Source organism: Streptomyces sp. NPDC050121, from assembly GCF_044460385.1.
Classification (GTDB): Bacteria; Actinomycetota; Actinomycetes; order Streptomycetales; family Streptomycetaceae; genus Streptomyces; species Streptomyces soliscabiei.
Window position 1 is genome coordinate 271,624 of record NZ_JBITJV010000001.1, and the last position, 15,945, is coordinate 287,568.

16 protein-coding genes are annotated in these 15,945 nt (G+C 72.1%); 11 read left to right on the forward strand and 5 right to left on the reverse strand.

The genetic code is table 11. The features are described 5' to 3' along the window. Window positions 1–3 precede the first annotated feature (3 nt). From rplT to ACIBTS_RS01250, 7 genes are all read left to right on the forward strand, one after another. Entirely contained in the window at window positions 4–387 is a 384-nt protein-coding gene (gene rplT / locus ACIBTS_RS01220) for a 50S ribosomal protein L20 (RefSeq protein WP_057580434.1), read from the forward strand. Between the two features lie 250 nt (window positions 388–637). Further along, complete coding sequence (locus ACIBTS_RS01225; protein ID WP_399315764.1) at window positions 638–1,498, forward strand: TrmH family RNA methyltransferase; 861 nt, start codon at window positions 638–640, stop codon at window positions 1,496–1,498. A gap of 53 nt (window positions 1,499–1,551) precedes the next feature. Next, a complete protein-coding gene (locus ACIBTS_RS01230; protein ID WP_399315765.1) occupies window positions 1,552–2,685 on the forward strand; it encodes an ATP-binding protein in 1,134 nt (377 codons plus the stop codon). 151 nt (window positions 2,686–2,836) lie between these two features. Beyond that, the gene (gene pheS / locus ACIBTS_RS01235) at window positions 2,837–3,958 is read left to right on the forward strand and encodes a phenylalanine--tRNA ligase subunit alpha (RefSeq protein ID WP_319676031.1); all 1,122 of its coding nucleotides are present in this window, start codon (window positions 2,837–2,839) and stop codon (window positions 3,956–3,958) included. Next, window positions 3,958–6,480: a phenylalanine--tRNA ligase subunit beta gene (pheT, locus tag ACIBTS_RS01240; protein WP_399315766.1), complete on the forward strand. Its 2,523-nt coding sequence runs from the start codon at window positions 3,958–3,960 to the stop codon at window positions 6,478–6,480. The genes pheS and pheT overlap by 1 nt, the downstream gene beginning before the upstream one ends. Window positions 6,481–6,782: 302 nt before the next feature. Then, window positions 6,783–8,123 carry a transcriptional regulator gene (locus ACIBTS_RS01245; protein ID WP_399315767.1) on the forward strand — a complete coding sequence of 447 codons (1,341 nt, stop codon included), beginning with the start codon at window positions 6,783–6,785 and terminating at the stop codon, window positions 8,121–8,123. Window positions 8,124–8,232: 109 nt separating this feature from the next. Continuing rightward, window positions 8,233–8,772, forward strand: a complete 540-nt coding sequence (locus ACIBTS_RS01250) for an NUDIX hydrolase (RefSeq protein WP_319676034.1) — start codon at window positions 8,233–8,235, stop codon at window positions 8,770–8,772. 13 nt (window positions 8,773–8,785) lie between these two features. Here ACIBTS_RS01250 and ACIBTS_RS01255 read toward each other — a convergent pair whose 3' ends face one another. Both ACIBTS_RS01255 and ACIBTS_RS01260 read right to left on the reverse strand, forming a co-directional pair. Beyond that, window positions 8,786–9,043, reverse strand: coding sequence for a hypothetical protein (locus ACIBTS_RS01255; RefSeq protein ID WP_319670768.1), 258 nt, complete (start codon window positions 9,041–9,043; stop codon window positions 8,786–8,788). Between the two features lie 183 nt (window positions 9,044–9,226). Continuing rightward, on the reverse strand, window positions 9,227–10,099 hold the full coding sequence (locus ACIBTS_RS01260; protein WP_399315768.1) for a 3-hydroxybutyryl-CoA dehydrogenase: 873 nt from the start codon (window positions 10,097–10,099) through the stop codon (window positions 9,227–9,229). A gap of 181 nt (window positions 10,100–10,280) precedes the next feature. Between ACIBTS_RS01260 and ACIBTS_RS01265 the strand changes: the two genes are divergently transcribed. Further along, entirely contained in the window at window positions 10,281–11,519 is a 1,239-nt protein-coding gene (locus ACIBTS_RS01265) for a glycoside hydrolase family 10 protein (protein WP_399315769.1), read from the forward strand. Window positions 11,520–11,545: 26 nt separating this feature from the next. Here the strand turns inward: ACIBTS_RS01265 and ACIBTS_RS01270 are convergent, their stop codons facing one another. Next, window positions 11,546–11,749: a DUF1918 domain-containing protein gene (locus tag ACIBTS_RS01270; RefSeq protein ID WP_319335025.1), complete on the reverse strand. Its 204-nt coding sequence runs from the start codon at window positions 11,747–11,749 to the stop codon at window positions 11,546–11,548. A gap of 73 nt (window positions 11,750–11,822) precedes the next feature. Further along, window positions 11,823–12,770, reverse strand: coding sequence for a DMT family transporter (locus ACIBTS_RS01275; RefSeq protein ID WP_399315770.1), 948 nt, complete (start codon window positions 12,768–12,770; stop codon window positions 11,823–11,825). Between ACIBTS_RS01275 and ACIBTS_RS01280 the strand changes: the two genes are divergently transcribed. From ACIBTS_RS01280 to ACIBTS_RS01290, 3 genes are all read left to right on the forward strand, one after another. Next, entirely contained in the window at window positions 12,769–14,232 is a 1,464-nt protein-coding gene (locus tag ACIBTS_RS01280; RefSeq protein ID WP_399315771.1) for a PLP-dependent aminotransferase family protein, read from the forward strand. The genes ACIBTS_RS01275 and ACIBTS_RS01280 overlap by 2 nt on opposite strands. A gap of 18 nt (window positions 14,233–14,250) precedes the next feature. Beyond that, a complete protein-coding gene (locus ACIBTS_RS01285; protein ID WP_399315772.1) occupies window positions 14,251–14,688 on the forward strand; it encodes a GNAT family N-acetyltransferase in 438 nt (145 codons plus the stop codon). Between the two features lie 94 nt (window positions 14,689–14,782). Then, the gene (locus ACIBTS_RS01290; RefSeq protein WP_079663428.1) at window positions 14,783–15,376 is read left to right on the forward strand and encodes a histidine phosphatase family protein; all 594 of its coding nucleotides are present in this window, start codon (window positions 14,783–14,785) and stop codon (window positions 15,374–15,376) included. On the opposite strand, the gene ACIBTS_RS01295 is transcribed toward ACIBTS_RS01290, so the two are convergent. After that, complete coding sequence (locus ACIBTS_RS01295; RefSeq protein WP_399315773.1) at window positions 15,358–15,831, reverse strand: DUF6314 family protein; 474 nt, start codon at window positions 15,829–15,831, stop codon at window positions 15,358–15,360. The genes ACIBTS_RS01290 and ACIBTS_RS01295 overlap by 19 nt on opposite strands. Window positions 15,832–15,945: the final 114 nt, after the last annotated feature.

The following is a 15,945-nucleotide window of genomic DNA, read 5'->3' on the forward strand; positions in this document are numbered from 1 at the left end:
CAAGTGGCACGCGTCAAGCGGGCAGTCAACGCCCACAAGAAGCGCCGGGCGATCCTCGAGGCGGCCTCCGGCTACCGCGGTCAGCGTTCGCGCCTGTACCGCAAGGCCAAGGAGCAGGTCACCCACTCGCTGGTCTACAACTACAACGACCGCAAGAAGCGCAAGGGCGACTTCCGTCAGCTGTGGATCCAGCGCATCAACGCTGCGGCCCGCCAGAACGGCATGACGTACAACCGCCTCATCCAGGGTCTGAAGGCCGCGAACATCGAGGTCGACCGCAAGATCCTGGCCGAGCTGGCCGTGAACGACGCCACCGCGTTCGCCGCGCTGGTCGAGGTCGCGCAGAAGGCCCTCCCGGCGGACGTGAACGCGCCCAAGGCCGCGTGACGCTGCGCTGGCTTTGTGAGCCGACGTGATTGAAGGACCCGCAGGCTGCAGACGGCCTGCGGGTCCGCGCGTTGTGCCGTCGGCTTGCGGGCCGCCCGTGGCTGGTCGCGTCCACGCGGCGGAGCCGCACGTCGATGCAGCCCCGCGCCCCTGGGCGTCGCAGTCGCCCGCACTGCCCAGGCGCCAGCGGCACCCCGCCGGCGCCGGTAAGCGTCCCCCGGCAGCACAGACACCGAAGGTGAACCAGTACATGTCCTCCGCCAGCCCCGAGCTGATCTCCCCCCGCTCACCCCGGGTGTCCGCCGCGCGGCGGCTCGCCCGGCGGAACTTCCGGGGGAAGGAGCGGCTGTTTCTCGCGGAGGGGCCGCAGGCCGTGCGGGAGGCGGCCGCGCACCGGGCCGACGGCGACGCGACGCTCGTGGAACTGTTCGCCACGGTCGAGGCCGCGGAGCGGTACGCGGACATCATCGGGGAGGCGCGAGGCGCCGGCGCCCGGGTGCACCTCGCCGACGAGCAGGTCATCGAGGACATCTCCACCACCGTCACCCCGCAGGGTCTCGTCGGGATCTGCCGGTTCCTGGACACGCCCTTCGAGGAGATCGTCGCCGCCCGGCCGAAGCTGGTCGCCGTGCTGGCCCATGTGCGCGACCCCGGCAACGCCGGCACCGTCCTGCGCTGCGCCGACGCCGCCGGGGCGGACGCCGTGGTCCTCACCGACGCCTCCGTCGACCTGTACAACCCCAAGGCCGTCCGCGCCTCCGTCGGGTCGCTGTTCCATCTGCCCGTCGCCGTCGGGGTGCCCGTCGAGCGGGCCGTGGCCGGGCTGAAGGAGGCCGGGGTGCGGATCCTCGCCGCCGACGGCGCGGGGGAGGACGACCTCGACGACGAACTCGACAAGGGCACCATGGGCGGGCCCACCGCCTGGGTGTTCGGCAACGAGGCCTGGGGGCTCCCGCAGGAGACGCGCGACCTCGCCGACGCCGTCGTACGGGTTCCGATCCACGGCAAGGCCGAAAGCCTGAACCTGGCGACCGCCGCCGCCGTATGTCTCTATGCATCGGCCCGTGCACAGCGCGCCTCCGGAGGGTGCCGCTCCGTCACCGAGAGCTAGTAGGGTGACCAGTTCGGGGGCCCCTCAGTCGTCTGAGAGGTGGGGTACGGGGAATGAGCGTCGGCATGAGCAGTACACGGGATGCACAGGCTGTGCCGCCCACGCCACGGCCGGCCGGTGACCTCGCCGGACTCGGCATCGACCCCGACGACCTGCCCGACGGACTCGTCGTCGCCGACGAGCACGGGCACGTGATCTGCTTCAACGCCGCCGCCCAGCGCATCACCGCGGTCCCCGCCGCGGACGCCCTCGGACAGCGCCTCGACAAGGCCCTGCCATTAGAGGACCTCGAAGGCCGCCGCTGGTGGCAGCTGACCGACCCCTACGGCGGCCTCGCCATCCGCGTCGGCCAGCCCGAGCGCAACCTGCTGCTGCCGGGCGGACGCGAGGTACTCGTCACCGCCCGGTACCTGCGGACCGAACCCACCGGCCCCGTCCGCCGGGTCGTCGTCTCGATCCGCGACACCGAGGCCCGCCGCCGCACCGAGCGCAGCCACGCCGAGCTCATCGCCACCGTCGCCCACGAGCTGCGCTCGCCCCTCACCTCCGTCAAGGGCTTCACCGCCACCCTGCTCGCCAAGTGGTCGCGGTTCACCGACGACCAGAAACGGCTGATGCTGGAGACCGTCGACGCCGACGCCGACCGGGTCACCCGGCTCATCGCCGAACTGCTCGACATCTCGCGCATCGACTCCGGACGACTGGAGGTGCGCCGCCAGCCCGTCGACATAGGCGCGGCCGTAGGACGGCACATCCAGGCCTACGTCGCCGCCGGACAGCCCGCCGACCGGTTCCTGCTGCGTCTCGTACAGCCGCTGCCCGACCTGTGGGCCGACCCCGACAAGGTCGACCAGGTGCTGAGCAACCTCATCGAAAATGCGGTGCGTCACGGCGAGGGAACCGTCACGATCGACATCACGCCCACCGCGTCCCCCCGGGAAGGGGAGGACACCGGTACGTCGGTTACCGTGAGCGACGAGGGTGCAGGCATCCCGGAGGAGTCCATGAACCGCGTTTTCACCCGCTTCTGGCGGGGCAGCAAGCGCGGCGGCACGGGCCTTGGGCTGTACATCGTCAAGGGCATCGTCGAAGCCCACGGCGGCACCATCACGGTCGGCCGCGCCCCCGGCGGCGGCGCCGAGTTCCGATTTACGTTGCCCGTGGGCGCCCCCGCGTATCTCACCTGAGAACCGGCCCGGCCGCCCGCGGGCGCATGCGCGTACCTCCACCCCGTTAGACTCGGCCTTTGGCACCTTTGTGTCCCATGGACGGCCCTCTGACCTCTGCGTGAGTCGGTGACGGGGACCTTCAGCCAGCCAACCGGAAGCACGGGAAGAGATGTCGGCACCGAATAAGTCGTACGACCCTGTAGAGGTCGAGGCCTTGAAACCGGAAGAGATCGAGCGCATGCGGGACGAGGCGCTCGCCGCCTTCGCCGCCGCGGACTCCCTCGAAGCGCTCCAGGAGGCGAAGGTCGCCCACACCGGCGGCTCCTCCCCGCTGGCCCTCGCCAACCGCGAGATCGGCGCCCTGCCCCCGCACGCCAAGGCCGCCGCCGGCAAGCTCGTCGGCCAGGCCCGCGGCGCCGTGAACAAGGGTCTCGCCGCGCGCCAGGAGGAGCTGGAGGCCGAGCGGGACCAGCGGGTGCTGGTCGAGGAGGCGGTGGACGTCACGCTGCCCCACGACCGGGTGCCCGCCGGCGCCCGCCACCCGCTCACCACGCTGTCGGAGCGCATCGAGGACGTCTTCGTGGCCATGGGCTACGAGGTCGCCGAGGGCCCCCAGGTCGAGGCCGAGTGGTTCAACTTCGACGCCCTGAACATCGGCCCGGACCACCCGGCCCGCGGCGAGCAGGACACCTTCTTCGTCGAGGGCCCCCAGGGCGGCACCGAGTCCGGTGTCGTGCTGCGCACCCACACCTCGCCCGTCCAGATCCGCTCGCTGATGCAGCGCGAACTGCCGGTGTACGTGATCTGCCCCGGTCGCGTCTACCGCACGGACGAGCTGGACGCCACGCACACCCCGGTCTTCCACCAGGTCGAGCTGCTCGCCGTCGACGAGGGCCTGACCATGGCCGACCTCAAGGGCACCCTGGACCACATGGTCCAGTCGCTGTTCGGCGAGGGCATGAAGACGCGGCTGCGGCCGAACTTCTTCCCCTTCACCGAGCCGTCCGCCGAGATGGACATGGTGTGCTACGTCTGCCGCGGCGAGTCCGTCGGCAACCCCGACCGCCCCTGCCGCACCTGCTCCAGCGAGGGCTGGATCGAGCTGGGCGGCTGCGGCATGGTCAACCCCAAGGTGCTGACCGCCTGCGGCGTCGACCCGGAGAAGTACAGCGGGTTCGCCTTCGGGTTCGGCATCGAGCGGATGCTGATGTTCCGCCACAACGTCGAAGACATGCGAGACATGGTCGAGGGTGACATCCGGTTCACTCGGCCGTTCGGGATGGAGATCTGATGCGGGTCCCGCTTTCCTGGCTGCGGGAGTACGTCGACCTGCCGGCCACCGAGACCGGCCGTGACGTGCAGGCCAAGCTCGTTTCCGCAGGCCTCGAGGTCGAGACCGTCGAGCAGCTCGGCGCCGACCTCAAGGGCCCGCTCGTCGTGGGCCAGGTGCTCACCATCGAGGAGCTGGAGGGCTTCAAGAAGCCCATCCGCTTCTGCACGGTGAACGTGGGCACGGCCAACGGCACCGGTGAGCCGCAGGAGATCGTCTGCGGCGCCCGCAACTTCGCCGTCGGCGACAAGGTCGTCGTCGTCCTCCCGGGCGCCGTCCTCCCCGGCAACTTCGCCATCGCCGCGCGCAAGACGTACGGCAGGACGTCCCACGGCATGATCTGCTCCGGCGACGAGCTGGGCATGGGCGACGACGGCAGCCACGGCATCGTCGTGCTGCCGCCGGAGACCGAGGTCGGCAAGGACGCCATCGAGCTCCTGGAGCTGGTCGACGAGGTCCTGGACATCGCCGTCACCGCCAACCGCGGCGACTGCCTGTCCATCCGCGGCGTCGCCCGCGAGACCGCCATCGCCTACGGGCTGCCGCTGCGCGACCCCGCCCTGCTCGACGTACCGGCGCCGAACGCCTTCGGCTACCCGGTGCAGGTCTCCGAGCCGATGGGCTGCGACCGCTTCACCGCCCGCACCGTCACCGGTCTGAGCCCCGAGGCGCGCTCCCCGATCTGGCTGCAGCGCCGGCTGCAGAAGGTCGGCATGCGCCCGATCTCGCTCGCCGTCGACATCACCAACTACGTGATGATGGAGCTCGGCCAGCCGCTGCACGCCTACGACCGTTCGCTGGTCCAGGGCGCCATCGGTGTCCGCCGGGCCGGTGAGGGCGAGAGAATCGTCACCCTCGACGGAGTGACCCGCAAGCTGCACGCCGAGGACCTCGTCATCACCGACGACCGCGGTCCCATCGGCCTCGCCGGGGTCATGGGCGGCGCCGACACCGAGATCGCAGACCACGATGCCCCCGAGAACGGTGGGAGCGCCACGACCGACGTCGTCATCGAGGCCGCCCACTTCAACGCGGTGTCGATCGCGCGCACGGCCCGCCGCCACAAGCTGTCCTCCGAGGCGTCGCGCCGCTTCGAGCGCGGCGTCGACCCGGCCGCCGCCGCGGCCGCCGCCCAGCGCACGGTCGACCTGCTGGTGCTGCTCGCCGGCGGTACGGCCGACGCGGGCGTCACCGAGATCATCGCCCCGTCCGCCCCGCACACGATCAGCGTCCCGGCGGACCACCCGGACAAGGTCGCGGGCGTCGTCTACGGCCGGGAGACCGTCGTACGCCGCCTCCAGGAGATCGGCTGCGACGTCTACGGACAGGACGAGCTCATCGTCACCGTCCCGTCCTGGCGGCCCGACCTCGTCGAGGCCAACGACCTCGCCGAGGAGGTCATCCGGCTGGAGGGCTACGAGAACCTGCCCTCCACGCTGCCCAACCTCCCCTCGGGCCGCGGCCTCACCCACCGCCAGCGGCTGCACCGCCGCGTCGGCCGCGCCCTGGCCGGGGCCGGCTACGTCGAGGCGCCGAACTACCCGTTCATCGGCGAGCAGGTCTTCGACCAGCTCGGACTGGACGCCGACGACCCGGCCCGCCGCGTCGTCAGGCTCACCAACCCGCTGAGCGACGAGGAGCCCGCGCTGCGCACGTCGCTGCTGCCGGGCCTGCTCGGCGCCCTGCGGCGCAACGACGGGCGGGGCAGCCACGACCTGGCCCTGTTCGAGACCGGTCTGGTCTTCCTCCCGCGCGAGGACGTCGGCGTCGCCGGTCACCTCCCGGTCGACCGCCGGCCCACCGACGAGGAGCTGGCCTCGCTCGACGCCGTGCTGCCCGAGCAGCCGCGCCATGTCGCCGCCGTCCTCGCGGGCGCCCGCGAGCAGGCCGGCTGGTGGGGCAAGGGCCGTCCGTCGGACTGGGCCGACGCGATCGAGTCGGCGCGGACCGTCGCCCGAGAGGCCGGGGCCGAACTGATCGTCCGCAGCGGTCAGTACGGGCCGTGGCACCCCGGTCGCTGCGCCGAGCTCGTCGTGGTCGTCGACGGCTCCGAGCGGGTCGTCGGCCACGCCGGTGAGCTGCATCCGCGGGTGCTGAAGGCGCTGGGGCTGCCCGCGCGGACCTGCGCGATGGAGCTGAACCTCGATGTCCTGGAGCAGGTCGGCGACGACACGCCCCAGGCGCCGAGCATCTCCACGTTCCCGGTGGCCACGCAGGACGTCGCCCTCGTCGTGGACAGGTTCGTGCCGCACGCCGAGGTCGAGGCCGCGCTGCGGGAGGGCGCGGGTGAACTGCTGGAGGGGATCCGGCTGTTCGACGTCTACGAGAACGCCGATCAGCTCGGTGAGGGGCGCAAGTCGCTGGCGTACGCGCTGCGTTTCCGTGCGGGCGATCGGACCCTGACCGTCGACGAGGCCTCGGCCGCCCGGGATGCCGCTGTCGCTCTTGCCGGCGAGCGCACGGGAGCGGTACTGCGCGGCTGACGCCGGTCGCACTGCCCCCGCACCCCCAGGGTGCGGGGGCAGTGTCGACCCCGGGTCCGTGTCCGTGGTGGCTTCGACCACCCGCACCGCAATTGCGCCGGACCCGCGGAGCGCATCGCCGGGCCGTCGTTCTTGAGGGGGAGCCGACGGCCCGGCGGACCTCTTGCGAGGCATTTAAGTCAAGCGGCCCGGAAACGCTGCGCGACAGCGCGCGCACCCTGCGAATGCGCGCACTCCGTTCACACCCCGTGTGAGGGCGGACCCACTACGCTGACGGCATCGAGGTACCGGGGGGGCCATCCATGCAGCCCAACACTCTGCTCGACGCGATCCTGGACGAGGCGGGCATCTCGCACGCGGGCCTCGCCGCCCACGTCAACCAGGCCGGACGGGCCCGCGGACTCGCCCTGCGGTACGAGCACACGGCGGTGGCCCGGTGGCTGAAGGGCCAGCGGCCGCGGGGCCAGGTGCCCGACCTGATCTGCGAAGTGCTCGCCACCCGCCTGCACCGCCCGGTCACCCTCGACGACATCGGTCTCGGCGTGCCGGGGGAGCCGTCCAGCCCGCACGGCACCTCGCTCTCCGGGTTCGTCGAGCGGGCCACCGCCCTGTGGCGCTCCGACGAGCAGCAGCGCCCGCACATCCTGGGCGCGCCCGCCGTCACCGGCACTCCGGCCGTGATGCCGGTGTGGGAGTGGGAGAACCCGCCGGAGGACGTGGACGTCTCCCGCGGCGGTCGGCATCGCGTCACCTTCGCCGACCTCGAGATGCTGCGCGCCGCCCGCGCCCACTACGAGCAGATGTACCGCAAGGCCGGCGGCATCGCGACCCGCAGCCGGATCGTCGGCTTCCTGAACGCGGAGGCCGCACCGTTACTGAGGGGCAGCTACACCGACGAGACGGGTCGTCAACTGCACCGGGCCACCGGCGGGTTGGTCGCCGTCGCCGGAATCTGTGCGTACGACTCCGACGCGCACGGCCTCGCCCAGCGCTACTTCCATCAGGCGCTGCGGCTGGCAAAGGCCAGCGGCGACCGGGGACTTGGGGCGTACGTCATAGCTCTCCTCGTCAACCAGTCGCTGTTCATGCGGGAGTACCGGCAGGCCGTCGCCTTTGCGGAGGCCGCGCTGCGGGCGGCGGGCCGGCACATCACGCCCGCGCTCGCCTCCGACCTGTACGCGATGCAGGCCAAGGCGTACGCCCACCTCGGCGACGGCACGAGCGCCCTGTCGTGCATCCGGCGCGCGGAGACGGCCGCCGAACGGATCCGGCCAGGACACGAGCCCGACGAGACCGGCTATGTCCAGCCGGGCCTGGTCAACGTCCAGGTGGCGGAGGCGCTGCTCAGCCTCGGCGACCTCGCGGCCGCCGCCGAGCATGCCGCGGCGGCCGTCGACAACCCGTCGCACGACCGGGGGCGGGTGCACCGGCTGGCCATGCTCAGCACGATCGAACTGCGGCAGGGCAACACCGACAAGGCGGTGGTCACCGCCGTGCGGATGGCCGAGCAGGCGCGGGGAATGGAGTCCCAGCGCGTGCGCGACAGACTTCGGGCGGTGCGCGAGCACCTGGTCCGCAGCGACTGCGCGGGCACGGCCGAGGCCGCCGAACTCATCGACGGGGCGCTGCGCGTACCGCTGTAGCGGGGTGTCACGGGGTGTCCGGCGACAGACATCAACACCGGTAGCGACGCCGACGCTGCATAGTTCCTGCTGCGATATTGCCACTTACTCGACGGAAGGTGGCAGAACCGTGCAGTGGACGAAACAGAACGAACAAACTGTGTATGAAAACCGCTGGTTCAGCGTCAACCTGGCAGATGTGGAGTTGCCGGACGGCCGGCATCTCGATCATTTCCTCATACGGCTGAGGCCCGTCGCGGTGGCGACGGTCGTGAACGAGGCCAACGAGGTCCTGCTGTTGTGGCGCCACCGCTTCATCACCGACAGTTGGGGGTGGGAACTCGCGGCGGGCGTGGTCGAGGACGGCGAGGACATCGCCCGCGCGGCCGCCAGGGAACTCGAGGAGGAGACCGGCTGGCGACCGGGGCCGCTGCACCACCTGATGAGCGTGGAGCCGTCCAACGGGCTCACCGACGCCGTCCACCACATCTACTGGTCGGACAGGGGCGAGTACGTGGGACACCCGGTCGACGACTTCGAGTCGGACCGCCGGGAGTGGGTCCCCCTCAAGCTCGTTCCCGACCTGGTCGCCCGGGGGGAGGTCCCGGCCGCCAACATGGCGGCCGCGCTGATGCTGCTGCACCACCTGAGGCCCGCTGTCGGGCCCTAGGGGGGAACGCGCCCTAGTGGGCCAGTGCCTGCCACACCGTCACGACCAGTGCGCCGACGGCGGTGAGCGCGGCCACGGCCGGCAGCGGCCAGCGTGCGTGTTCCAATGTCACGATGCGGGTGCTCAGTTCGTCGATCTCTTTGGCGGACTCCTCGGTGCGGTGCGTCAGCAGAGCCAGCCCGCCCTCGACGCGGGCGTACGCCACGTCGAGTCGGCGCCGTAACTCTGCGAGTTCTCCATGGACGACGGGATGCTCGGGATCGGCGGTCACGTGTCCGCTCCTTTCCGTAGTCGTCTCACACCCCTTGCATGGGCATGATGAGTCAACTCGCCTGGTGGGCCCACGGGGAGCGTGTGCGCGGGGCATATGCGGGCCCGGTGCGCACACGGTGTGTGAAGCGAACGGGCCCGGCACTCCGAGGAGCGCCGGGCCCGTGGCGAACACGGTGGGTCATCAGTACGTGTAGAAGCCCGAGCCGGTCTTGCGGCCCAGCCGGCCCGCGTCCACCATGCGCTGGAGCAGCGGGGGAGCGGCGTACAGCGGCTCCTTGTACTCGTCGTACATCGACTGCGCGACCGAGGCGACGGTGTCCAGGCCGATCAGGTCGGACAGCTTCAGCGGGCCCATCGGGTGGGCGCAGCCCATCTCCATGCCGTTGTCGATGTCCTCGCGGCTGGCGATGCCCGTCTCGAACATCCGGATCGCGGAGAGCAGGTAGGGGATCAGCAGCGCGTTGACGACGAAGCCGGAGCGGTCCTGGGCGCGGATCGCGTGCTTGCCGAGCAGCTTCTCGGCGAACAGCTGCGCCCGGCCGAGCGTGCCCTCGGAGGTGGTCAGCGCCGGGATCAGCTCGACGAGCTTCTGCACGGGGGCCGGGTTGAAGAAGTGGATGCCGACGACCTGGTCGGGCCGCGAGGTGGCGACCGCCAGCTTCACCAGCGGGATGGAGGAGGTGTTGGAGGCGAGGATCGCGTCCGGGCGGGTCACGACCTGGTCGAGGACCTGGAAGATCTCGGTCTTGACCTGCTCGCTCTCGACCACGGCCTCGATGACCAGGTCGCGGTCGGCGAACTCGCCGAGGTCCGTGGTGAAGCTGAGGCGCGCCAGCGTCGCGTCCCGCTCCTCCTCGGAGATCTTGCCGCGTTCGGCGGCCTTGGCGAGGGAGTTGAACAGCCGTGTACGGCCGATCTCCAGGGCTTCGCCGGTGGTCTCGGCGACCTTGACGTCGAGTCCGGCGCGGGCGCAGACCTCGGCGATGCCCGCCCCCATCTGGCCGCAGCCGACCACGCCGACCCGTGAGATGTCTCCCGCTGGGGTGCCCGTCACATCGTCCCTTTCGCCGCGCTGACTCTGATGGCTGTGACAGGTCCGCCGGATTCCGGCCGGCCTGCTCCGATCGTGCACGTTACTAGCAAGTATCGATGATCGATCGCCGGGGTGGGGGCATGCTGGGCCCCGATACGATCCGTGACCGAGCGGATCCGCGGAGTATGTGGGGATGTGTGCGATGGGGCGACTGACCCGGCGGGCGTTCGCGCTGGCAGCGCTGTCGGCGTTCACCACGACGGGTGCGGCGGCCGCTCCCGTGGGGGAGCGACGGGCGACAGGGGAGCGGCGGGCGACGACCGAGATGCGGGGGATGTGGGTGGCGACGGTCACCAACCGCGACTGGCCGTCCCGCACCGGACTGACCGCCGCCGCGCAGCGCAGCGAGCTGATCGCCTGGCTCGACCTGGCGGTCCGCAGACGCCTCAACACCGTCGTCCTGCAGGTGCGGCCGACGGCCGACGCCCTGTGGCCCTCGCCGTACGAGCCGTGGTCGCAGGTCCTCACCGGCACCCAGGGCAAGGCGCCGGGCTGGGACCCGCTGGGCACGGCCGTCACGGAGGCCCATGCGCGGGGCCTGCAGCTGCACGCCTGGTTCAACCCGTACCGGGTCGCGACCCACGACGACCCCACGAAGCTCATCGCCTCCCACCCAGCCCGCAGGCATCCGGACTGGGCGGTGCCGTTCGGCGGGAAGCTCTACTACAACCCGGGGCTGCCCGAGGTCCGCGCGTTCGTCGAGGACGCGATCCTCGACGCGGTGGAGAAGTACCCCCTGGACGCGGTGCACTTCGACGACTACTTCTACCCGTACCCGGTGGCCGGCCAGAGCTTCGACGACGACGCCGCGTACGACGCCTACGGCGGCGCCTTCACGAGCCGGGCCGCCTGGCGGCGCGACAACATCGACAAGCTGGTGCTGGAGACGGCGGCCCGGATCAAGGCCGTACGGCCCGGCACCCAGTTCGGCATCAGCCCCTTCGGCGTGTGGCGCAACGCCTCCACCGACTCACGCGGCTCCGACACGCGGGCGCTGCAGTCGTACGACGACATCCACGCCGACACCCGCAAGTGGGTGCGGGAGGGCTGGATCGACTACGTCGTCCCGCAGCTGTACTGGAACATCGGCCAGTCGGCCGCCGACTACGCCAAACTCGTGCCCTGGTGGGCGGAGGTGGCGAAGGGCAGCCGCACACGGCTCTACATCGGCGAGGCCCTGTACCGGGCGGGCGACCCGACGCAGCCCGCCGCCTGGCAGGACCCGGCCGAACTGTCCGACCACCTCGACCTGGCCGCCGCGCACCCGCAGGTGCGCGGGCATGTCTTCTTCGCCGCCAAGGACGTCAGGACGGACCCGATCGGGGCGATGGCGCGGGTGGTCGCCGACCACTACCAGCAGCCGGCGCAACCCCCGCGCTGATCCGCGGTCGAGCTACCGACGGCGGTCTACCGCCGTCGTTCCTCGGCCGTCCTGTGCCGGATCTCCGTGTCGGGGCCGGGTGAGCACAGGCCCACGTGGCCGTCCTCGAAGCGGACGCGGTACGGAGGGTTGCCTCCCTGGCCCAGTACTTCGACGATCTCGCCGACCTTGTCGTGTTGGCCGACCACCCTGCCGTGCTGGACAAGCTGGTCGCCCTTGGTTGCGCGCATCTGTGGGGCCTCCTCACCGGATGCGGAAGCGGTGGCACGTTCTGCCGAGGCCAGTGCCGTGACCGGAAAGGCACTAGCCGCGCGCCCGCTGCGTGACCGCGATGCAGATGAGCACGGCCGCGGCCGTCAGCGGAGCGGCGGGCGTGAGGTGCTCGCCCAACAGCAGCACCGACCACACCAGTGTGAGCAGGGGTTGGGCCAACTGCAACTGGCTGGCCTTGGGGATGCCGATGGTCGCCATGCCCCGGTACCAGACGACCAGGCCGAGGAACTGCGAGCCGGCCGCGACCCACAGCAGCCCGGCCACGCTGTGCGCGGTCAGCCGGACGGGCTCGTGGGCGAGGGCGAGCGCGGCGGCGGGCACGCTCAGCGGCAGACAGCACACCAGGGCCCAGCCGATGACCTGCCAGCCCGGCATGATCCGGGCCAGTCGGCCGCCCTCGGTGTAGCCGGCCGCGCACACCAGCAGCGCCCCGAACAGGTACAGGTCGGCGGTGGTCAGCGCGCCGCCGCTCTGCTGCACGGTGAACGCAGCCACCGCGCCCGCGCCGGCCAGGGCCGCCGCCCAGAAGGTGCGGGAGGGGCGGGTGCCCATGCGCAGGGCGGACAGCAGCGCGGTCGTCAGCGGCAGCAGGCCGACCACGACGGCGGCGTGCGAGGTGGTGGACGTCCGCAGCGCGAGCGTGGTGAGCAGCGGGAAGCCGACGACGACCCCGGCGGCCACGACCGCGAGGCCCGCCCAGTGCCGCCGGGCGGGCGGCGGGACCCTGAGCGCGAGCAGACAGGTGCCCGCGATCAGCGCGGCCAGGACGCTGCGCGCGGCCACCAGCGACCAGGGGCCGAAGCCCTCAAGACCCCAGGCGGTCGCGGGGAAGGTGAGGGAGAACGCGACGACACCGAGGACGGCTAGCAGGGTGCCGAGACCGCTCGACCGGGGCGGGGCGTCCGCCGTGCGTGGCCCGGCGTCCGGGGTGCTGACCGCTATCGCGGGCCGGGTAGTAGCGCTACTCTGTGTCTCCATGCAAGAGCGTAGCAGCGTGGGTGAGCTGGCGGATCGACTGCGTCGGGAGTTCGACCGCTACTCTCCCGGTGGAAAGCTCCCGTCGAGCCGAGCCCTGGTCGAACGGTTCCGGGTGAGCCCCGTGACGGTCTCGCGGGCGCTGGCGCAGCTCGCCGCCGAGGGGCTGGTGGTCACCCGGCCCGGCGCGGGCGCCTTCCGGGCACGGCCGGCGGGGACGACGGGCACGCCGGCCGGCGACACGTCCTGGCAGGAGGTCGCGCTCAGCGCGGACGGCGCCGCCGACCTCGTGCCGCGCTCCGTGGACGCCTCCGGGGTCACGGTGTCGCTGGCCGCCCCGCCGCCCGGCGTCGTCGAGTTCAACGGCGGCTATCTGCACCCCTCGCTGCAGCCGGAGCGGGCGATGGCCGCGGCGCTGGCGCGCGCCGGACGGCGGCCCGGAGCGTGGGGGCGGCCGCCCATGGAAGGGCTGCCCGAGCTGCGCGAGTGGTTCGCGCGGACCATCGGCGGCTCCGTCACCGCGGCCGAGGTACTGGTCAGCGCCGGCGGCCAGGCGGCCCTCACCACCGCCCTGCGCGCCCTCGCTCCGCCCGGCGCGCCGGTGCTCGTCGAGTCGCCCACCTACCCCGGCATGCTCGCGATCGCCCGCTCGGCGGGACTGCGCCCGGTACCGGTCCCGGTCGACCCGGACGGTGTGAAGCCGGAGCTGCTCGCCGACGCGTTCCGGGCCACCGGCGCTCGGGTCTTCGTCTGCCAGCCGCTGTTCCAGAACCCGACCGGCGCCGTCCTCGCGGCCGACCGGCGCGCGCAGGTGCTGCGCATCGCGCGCGAGGCGGGCGCGTTCGTCGTCGAGGACGACTTCGTGCGGCGGCTCGCGCACGAGGACGCCGGACCGCTGCCGCGTCCGCTCGCCGCCGACGACCCCGACGGCGTCGTCGTCCACGTCGGCTCGCTCACCAAGGCGACCTCGCCGAGCTTCCGGGTCTGCGCGCTGGCCGCCCGCGGCCCGGTCCTTCAGCGCCTGCGCGCCATCCAGGTCGTCGACACCTTCTTCGTGCCCCGCCCGCTCCAGGAGGCCGCCCTCGAACTCGTCGGCTCGCCCGCCTGGCCACGTCATCTGCGGGCCGTCGCCGCCGAGTTGCGGGTTCGGCGGGACGCGATGACCTCCGCGCTGCGGCTGCGGCTGCCCGAACTCGTCCTCCCGCACGTCCCGTCCGGCGGCTACCACCTGTGGCTGCGGCTGCCCGAGGGCACGGACGAGGTCGCGTTCACGTCCGCCGCCCTGCGCGCGGGCGTCGCCCTCACCCCCGGCCGTCCCTACTTCAGCGCCGAACCCCCGGCCGCCCACGCGCGGGTGAGCTTCGCGGCCGTCGCCGGGACCGAGGAGATCGCGGAGGGGGTACGGCGGCTGCGGGCGGCGTCCGACGAGGCGCTCCCCCGAAATGGTTCGACACGGCGCCCGTGATGCGGTGAGGATCCCCGTATGTACGCCACCCTGTCCCTCGCCGAGGGCTATGAGATGTCCACCGACCCCGCCCGCATCGACGCCGGACGCGTGCACCGCTGGCTGTCCACGGACGCGTACTGGGCGATCGGGCGCGAGCGGGCGAAACAGGACCGGGCGATCGCCGGTTCGCTGAACTTCGGCGTCTACGACACCTCGTCGGGGGAGCAGGTCGCCTATGCGCGGGTCGTCACGGACCTCGCGACCTTCGCATGGCTGTGCGACGTGTACGTGGACCCGGCGGTCCGGGGCAAGGGCCTCGGCACCGCCCTCGTCGCCGCCGTACGCGACCACCTGCGGCCGCACGGGCTGCGCCGCATACTGCTGGCCACGCACGACGCGCACGGGGTGTACGAACAGGTCGGCTTCGCGGCGCTGGAGAAGCCCGACCAATGGATGGCGCACGTTTTCCAGTGACTTGTCCGACCCGGCCTGACTCACCGGTAAGAATTCCCGAACCCATCGGCCGACATCCCTTGACCTGCGCAGTTGTGCGGCTCACCATCACCGCATGCCACTTCGGGTCACGTTCGTCGCCGCCGCTCGCAGCTCCTCGCTGCTCGCGGAACGCTTCGAGGACGACCAGCCGCTGGACCAGGCGGGCTGGGACGAGGTGCAGCGGGTGGTCCCCGACCTCCTGCCCCTCGCCGCCGCCGAGCTGCGCTACTGCTCGCCCACCCCGCGCAGCCGCACCACCGGCGACGCCCTCGGCTACGCCCCACTCGTGCAACTCGCCCTGCGGGACTGCGCCATGGGCCGCTGGCGGGGGCTCACCCTGGGCGAGGCGATGGCCCGTGAGCCGGCGGCCGTGGACGCCTGGCTGGCCGACCCGCTGGCCACCCCGCACGGCGGCGAGTCCCTGCTGGACTTCATCACCCGGGTGGGCGACTGGCTCGACACCCGCCCGCTCGGGGACGGCGACCGGATCGTGGCGGTCGCCGAGCCCGGCGTGATCCGGGCCGCGGTGGTGTACGCGCTCAAGGCGCCTCCGTCGACGTACTGGAACATCGACGTGCGCCCCCTGTCGACGACCACGGTCACCGGCCGGGGCGGTCGCTGGAACCTGCGGCTCGAAGGGGCCTCGGTTCAGCCCACCCGCATGTAGTCGGTGATGAGCAGCAGGTCCTTGGCCGGTCCGGTCACCCGCCAGAGCGTCCGCCAGCGGTCCATGCCCAGCACGGTGAACTCGCCCCGGTAGAGATCCGCGGAGCAGGGGTGGTCGGCGATGTGCCGGCCGTTCCTCAGGTCCAGGCCGTGGAAGGGACGGCCGTCGGCGAACCGCACGTCGGCCGTGCCGGGCGTCGGCCCCGGCAGGAAGCGCAGGGTGCGCTCCGCGGGCCGGGCGACGCCGAGCCACACGAACGTGCCGGACTCCTCATGCAGCAGACCGTCGTGCAGCAGAGCGTCGTGCCCCGGGCCGCCCTCCTCCAGAGCGCTGAACACGGTGATCCCGTCGAAGCGGCCCTCGTCGCCGCTCGCCAGGTCCCGCACCGACCGCCGCACCCGCCAACTCCCCGCGAGGTACGCCAGTGCGTCCGGAACTGGCTGGAACCCGCCCATCTCCCGCCGTCCTCCGTCACATCCGTTGCTGCACGCCCCATTGACGCCTCTCGGCCCCCTCCCTATCTTGCCGTTCGAAGTGCTGACCATCGTCCGACGTTTCGAACAACTGAC

Excerpts from the sequence above, each read along its gene's own strand:
- ACIBTS_RS01225 (WP_399315764.1), top strand. The coding sequence starts at position 638 with ATGTCCTCCGCCAGCCCCGAGCTGATCTCCCCCCGCTCACCCCGGGTG.
- ACIBTS_RS01230 (WP_399315765.1), top strand. The coding sequence starts at position 1,552 with ATGAGCGTCGGCATGAGCAGTACACGGGATGCACAGGCTGTGCCGCCC.
- pheS (WP_319676031.1), top strand. The coding sequence starts at position 2,837 with ATGTCGGCACCGAATAAGTCGTACGACCCTGTAGAGGTCGAGGCCTTG.
- pheT (WP_399315766.1), top strand. The coding sequence starts at position 3,958 with ATGCGGGTCCCGCTTTCCTGGCTGCGGGAGTACGTCGACCTGCCGGCC.
- ACIBTS_RS01245 (WP_399315767.1), top strand. The coding sequence starts at position 6,783 with ATGCAGCCCAACACTCTGCTCGACGCGATCCTGGACGAGGCGGGCATC.
- ACIBTS_RS01265 (WP_399315769.1), top strand. The coding sequence starts at position 10,281 with ATGGGGCGACTGACCCGGCGGGCGTTCGCGCTGGCAGCGCTGTCGGCG.
- ACIBTS_RS01270 (WP_319335025.1), bottom strand. The coding sequence starts at position 11,749 with ATGCGCGCAACCAAGGGCGACCAGCTTGTCCAGCACGGCAGGGTGGTC.
- ACIBTS_RS01280 (WP_399315771.1), top strand. The coding sequence starts at position 12,769 with ATGCAAGAGCGTAGCAGCGTGGGTGAGCTGGCGGATCGACTGCGTCGG.
- ACIBTS_RS01275 (WP_399315770.1), bottom strand. The coding sequence starts at position 12,770 with ATGGAGACACAGAGTAGCGCTACTACCCGGCCCGCGATAGCGGTCAGC.
- ACIBTS_RS01285 (WP_399315772.1), top strand. The coding sequence starts at position 14,251 with ATGTACGCCACCCTGTCCCTCGCCGAGGGCTATGAGATGTCCACCGAC.
- ACIBTS_RS01290 (WP_079663428.1), top strand. The coding sequence starts at position 14,783 with ATGCCACTTCGGGTCACGTTCGTCGCCGCCGCTCGCAGCTCCTCGCTG.
- ACIBTS_RS01295 (WP_399315773.1), bottom strand. The coding sequence starts at position 15,831 with ATGGGCGGGTTCCAGCCAGTTCCGGACGCACTGGCGTACCTCGCGGGG.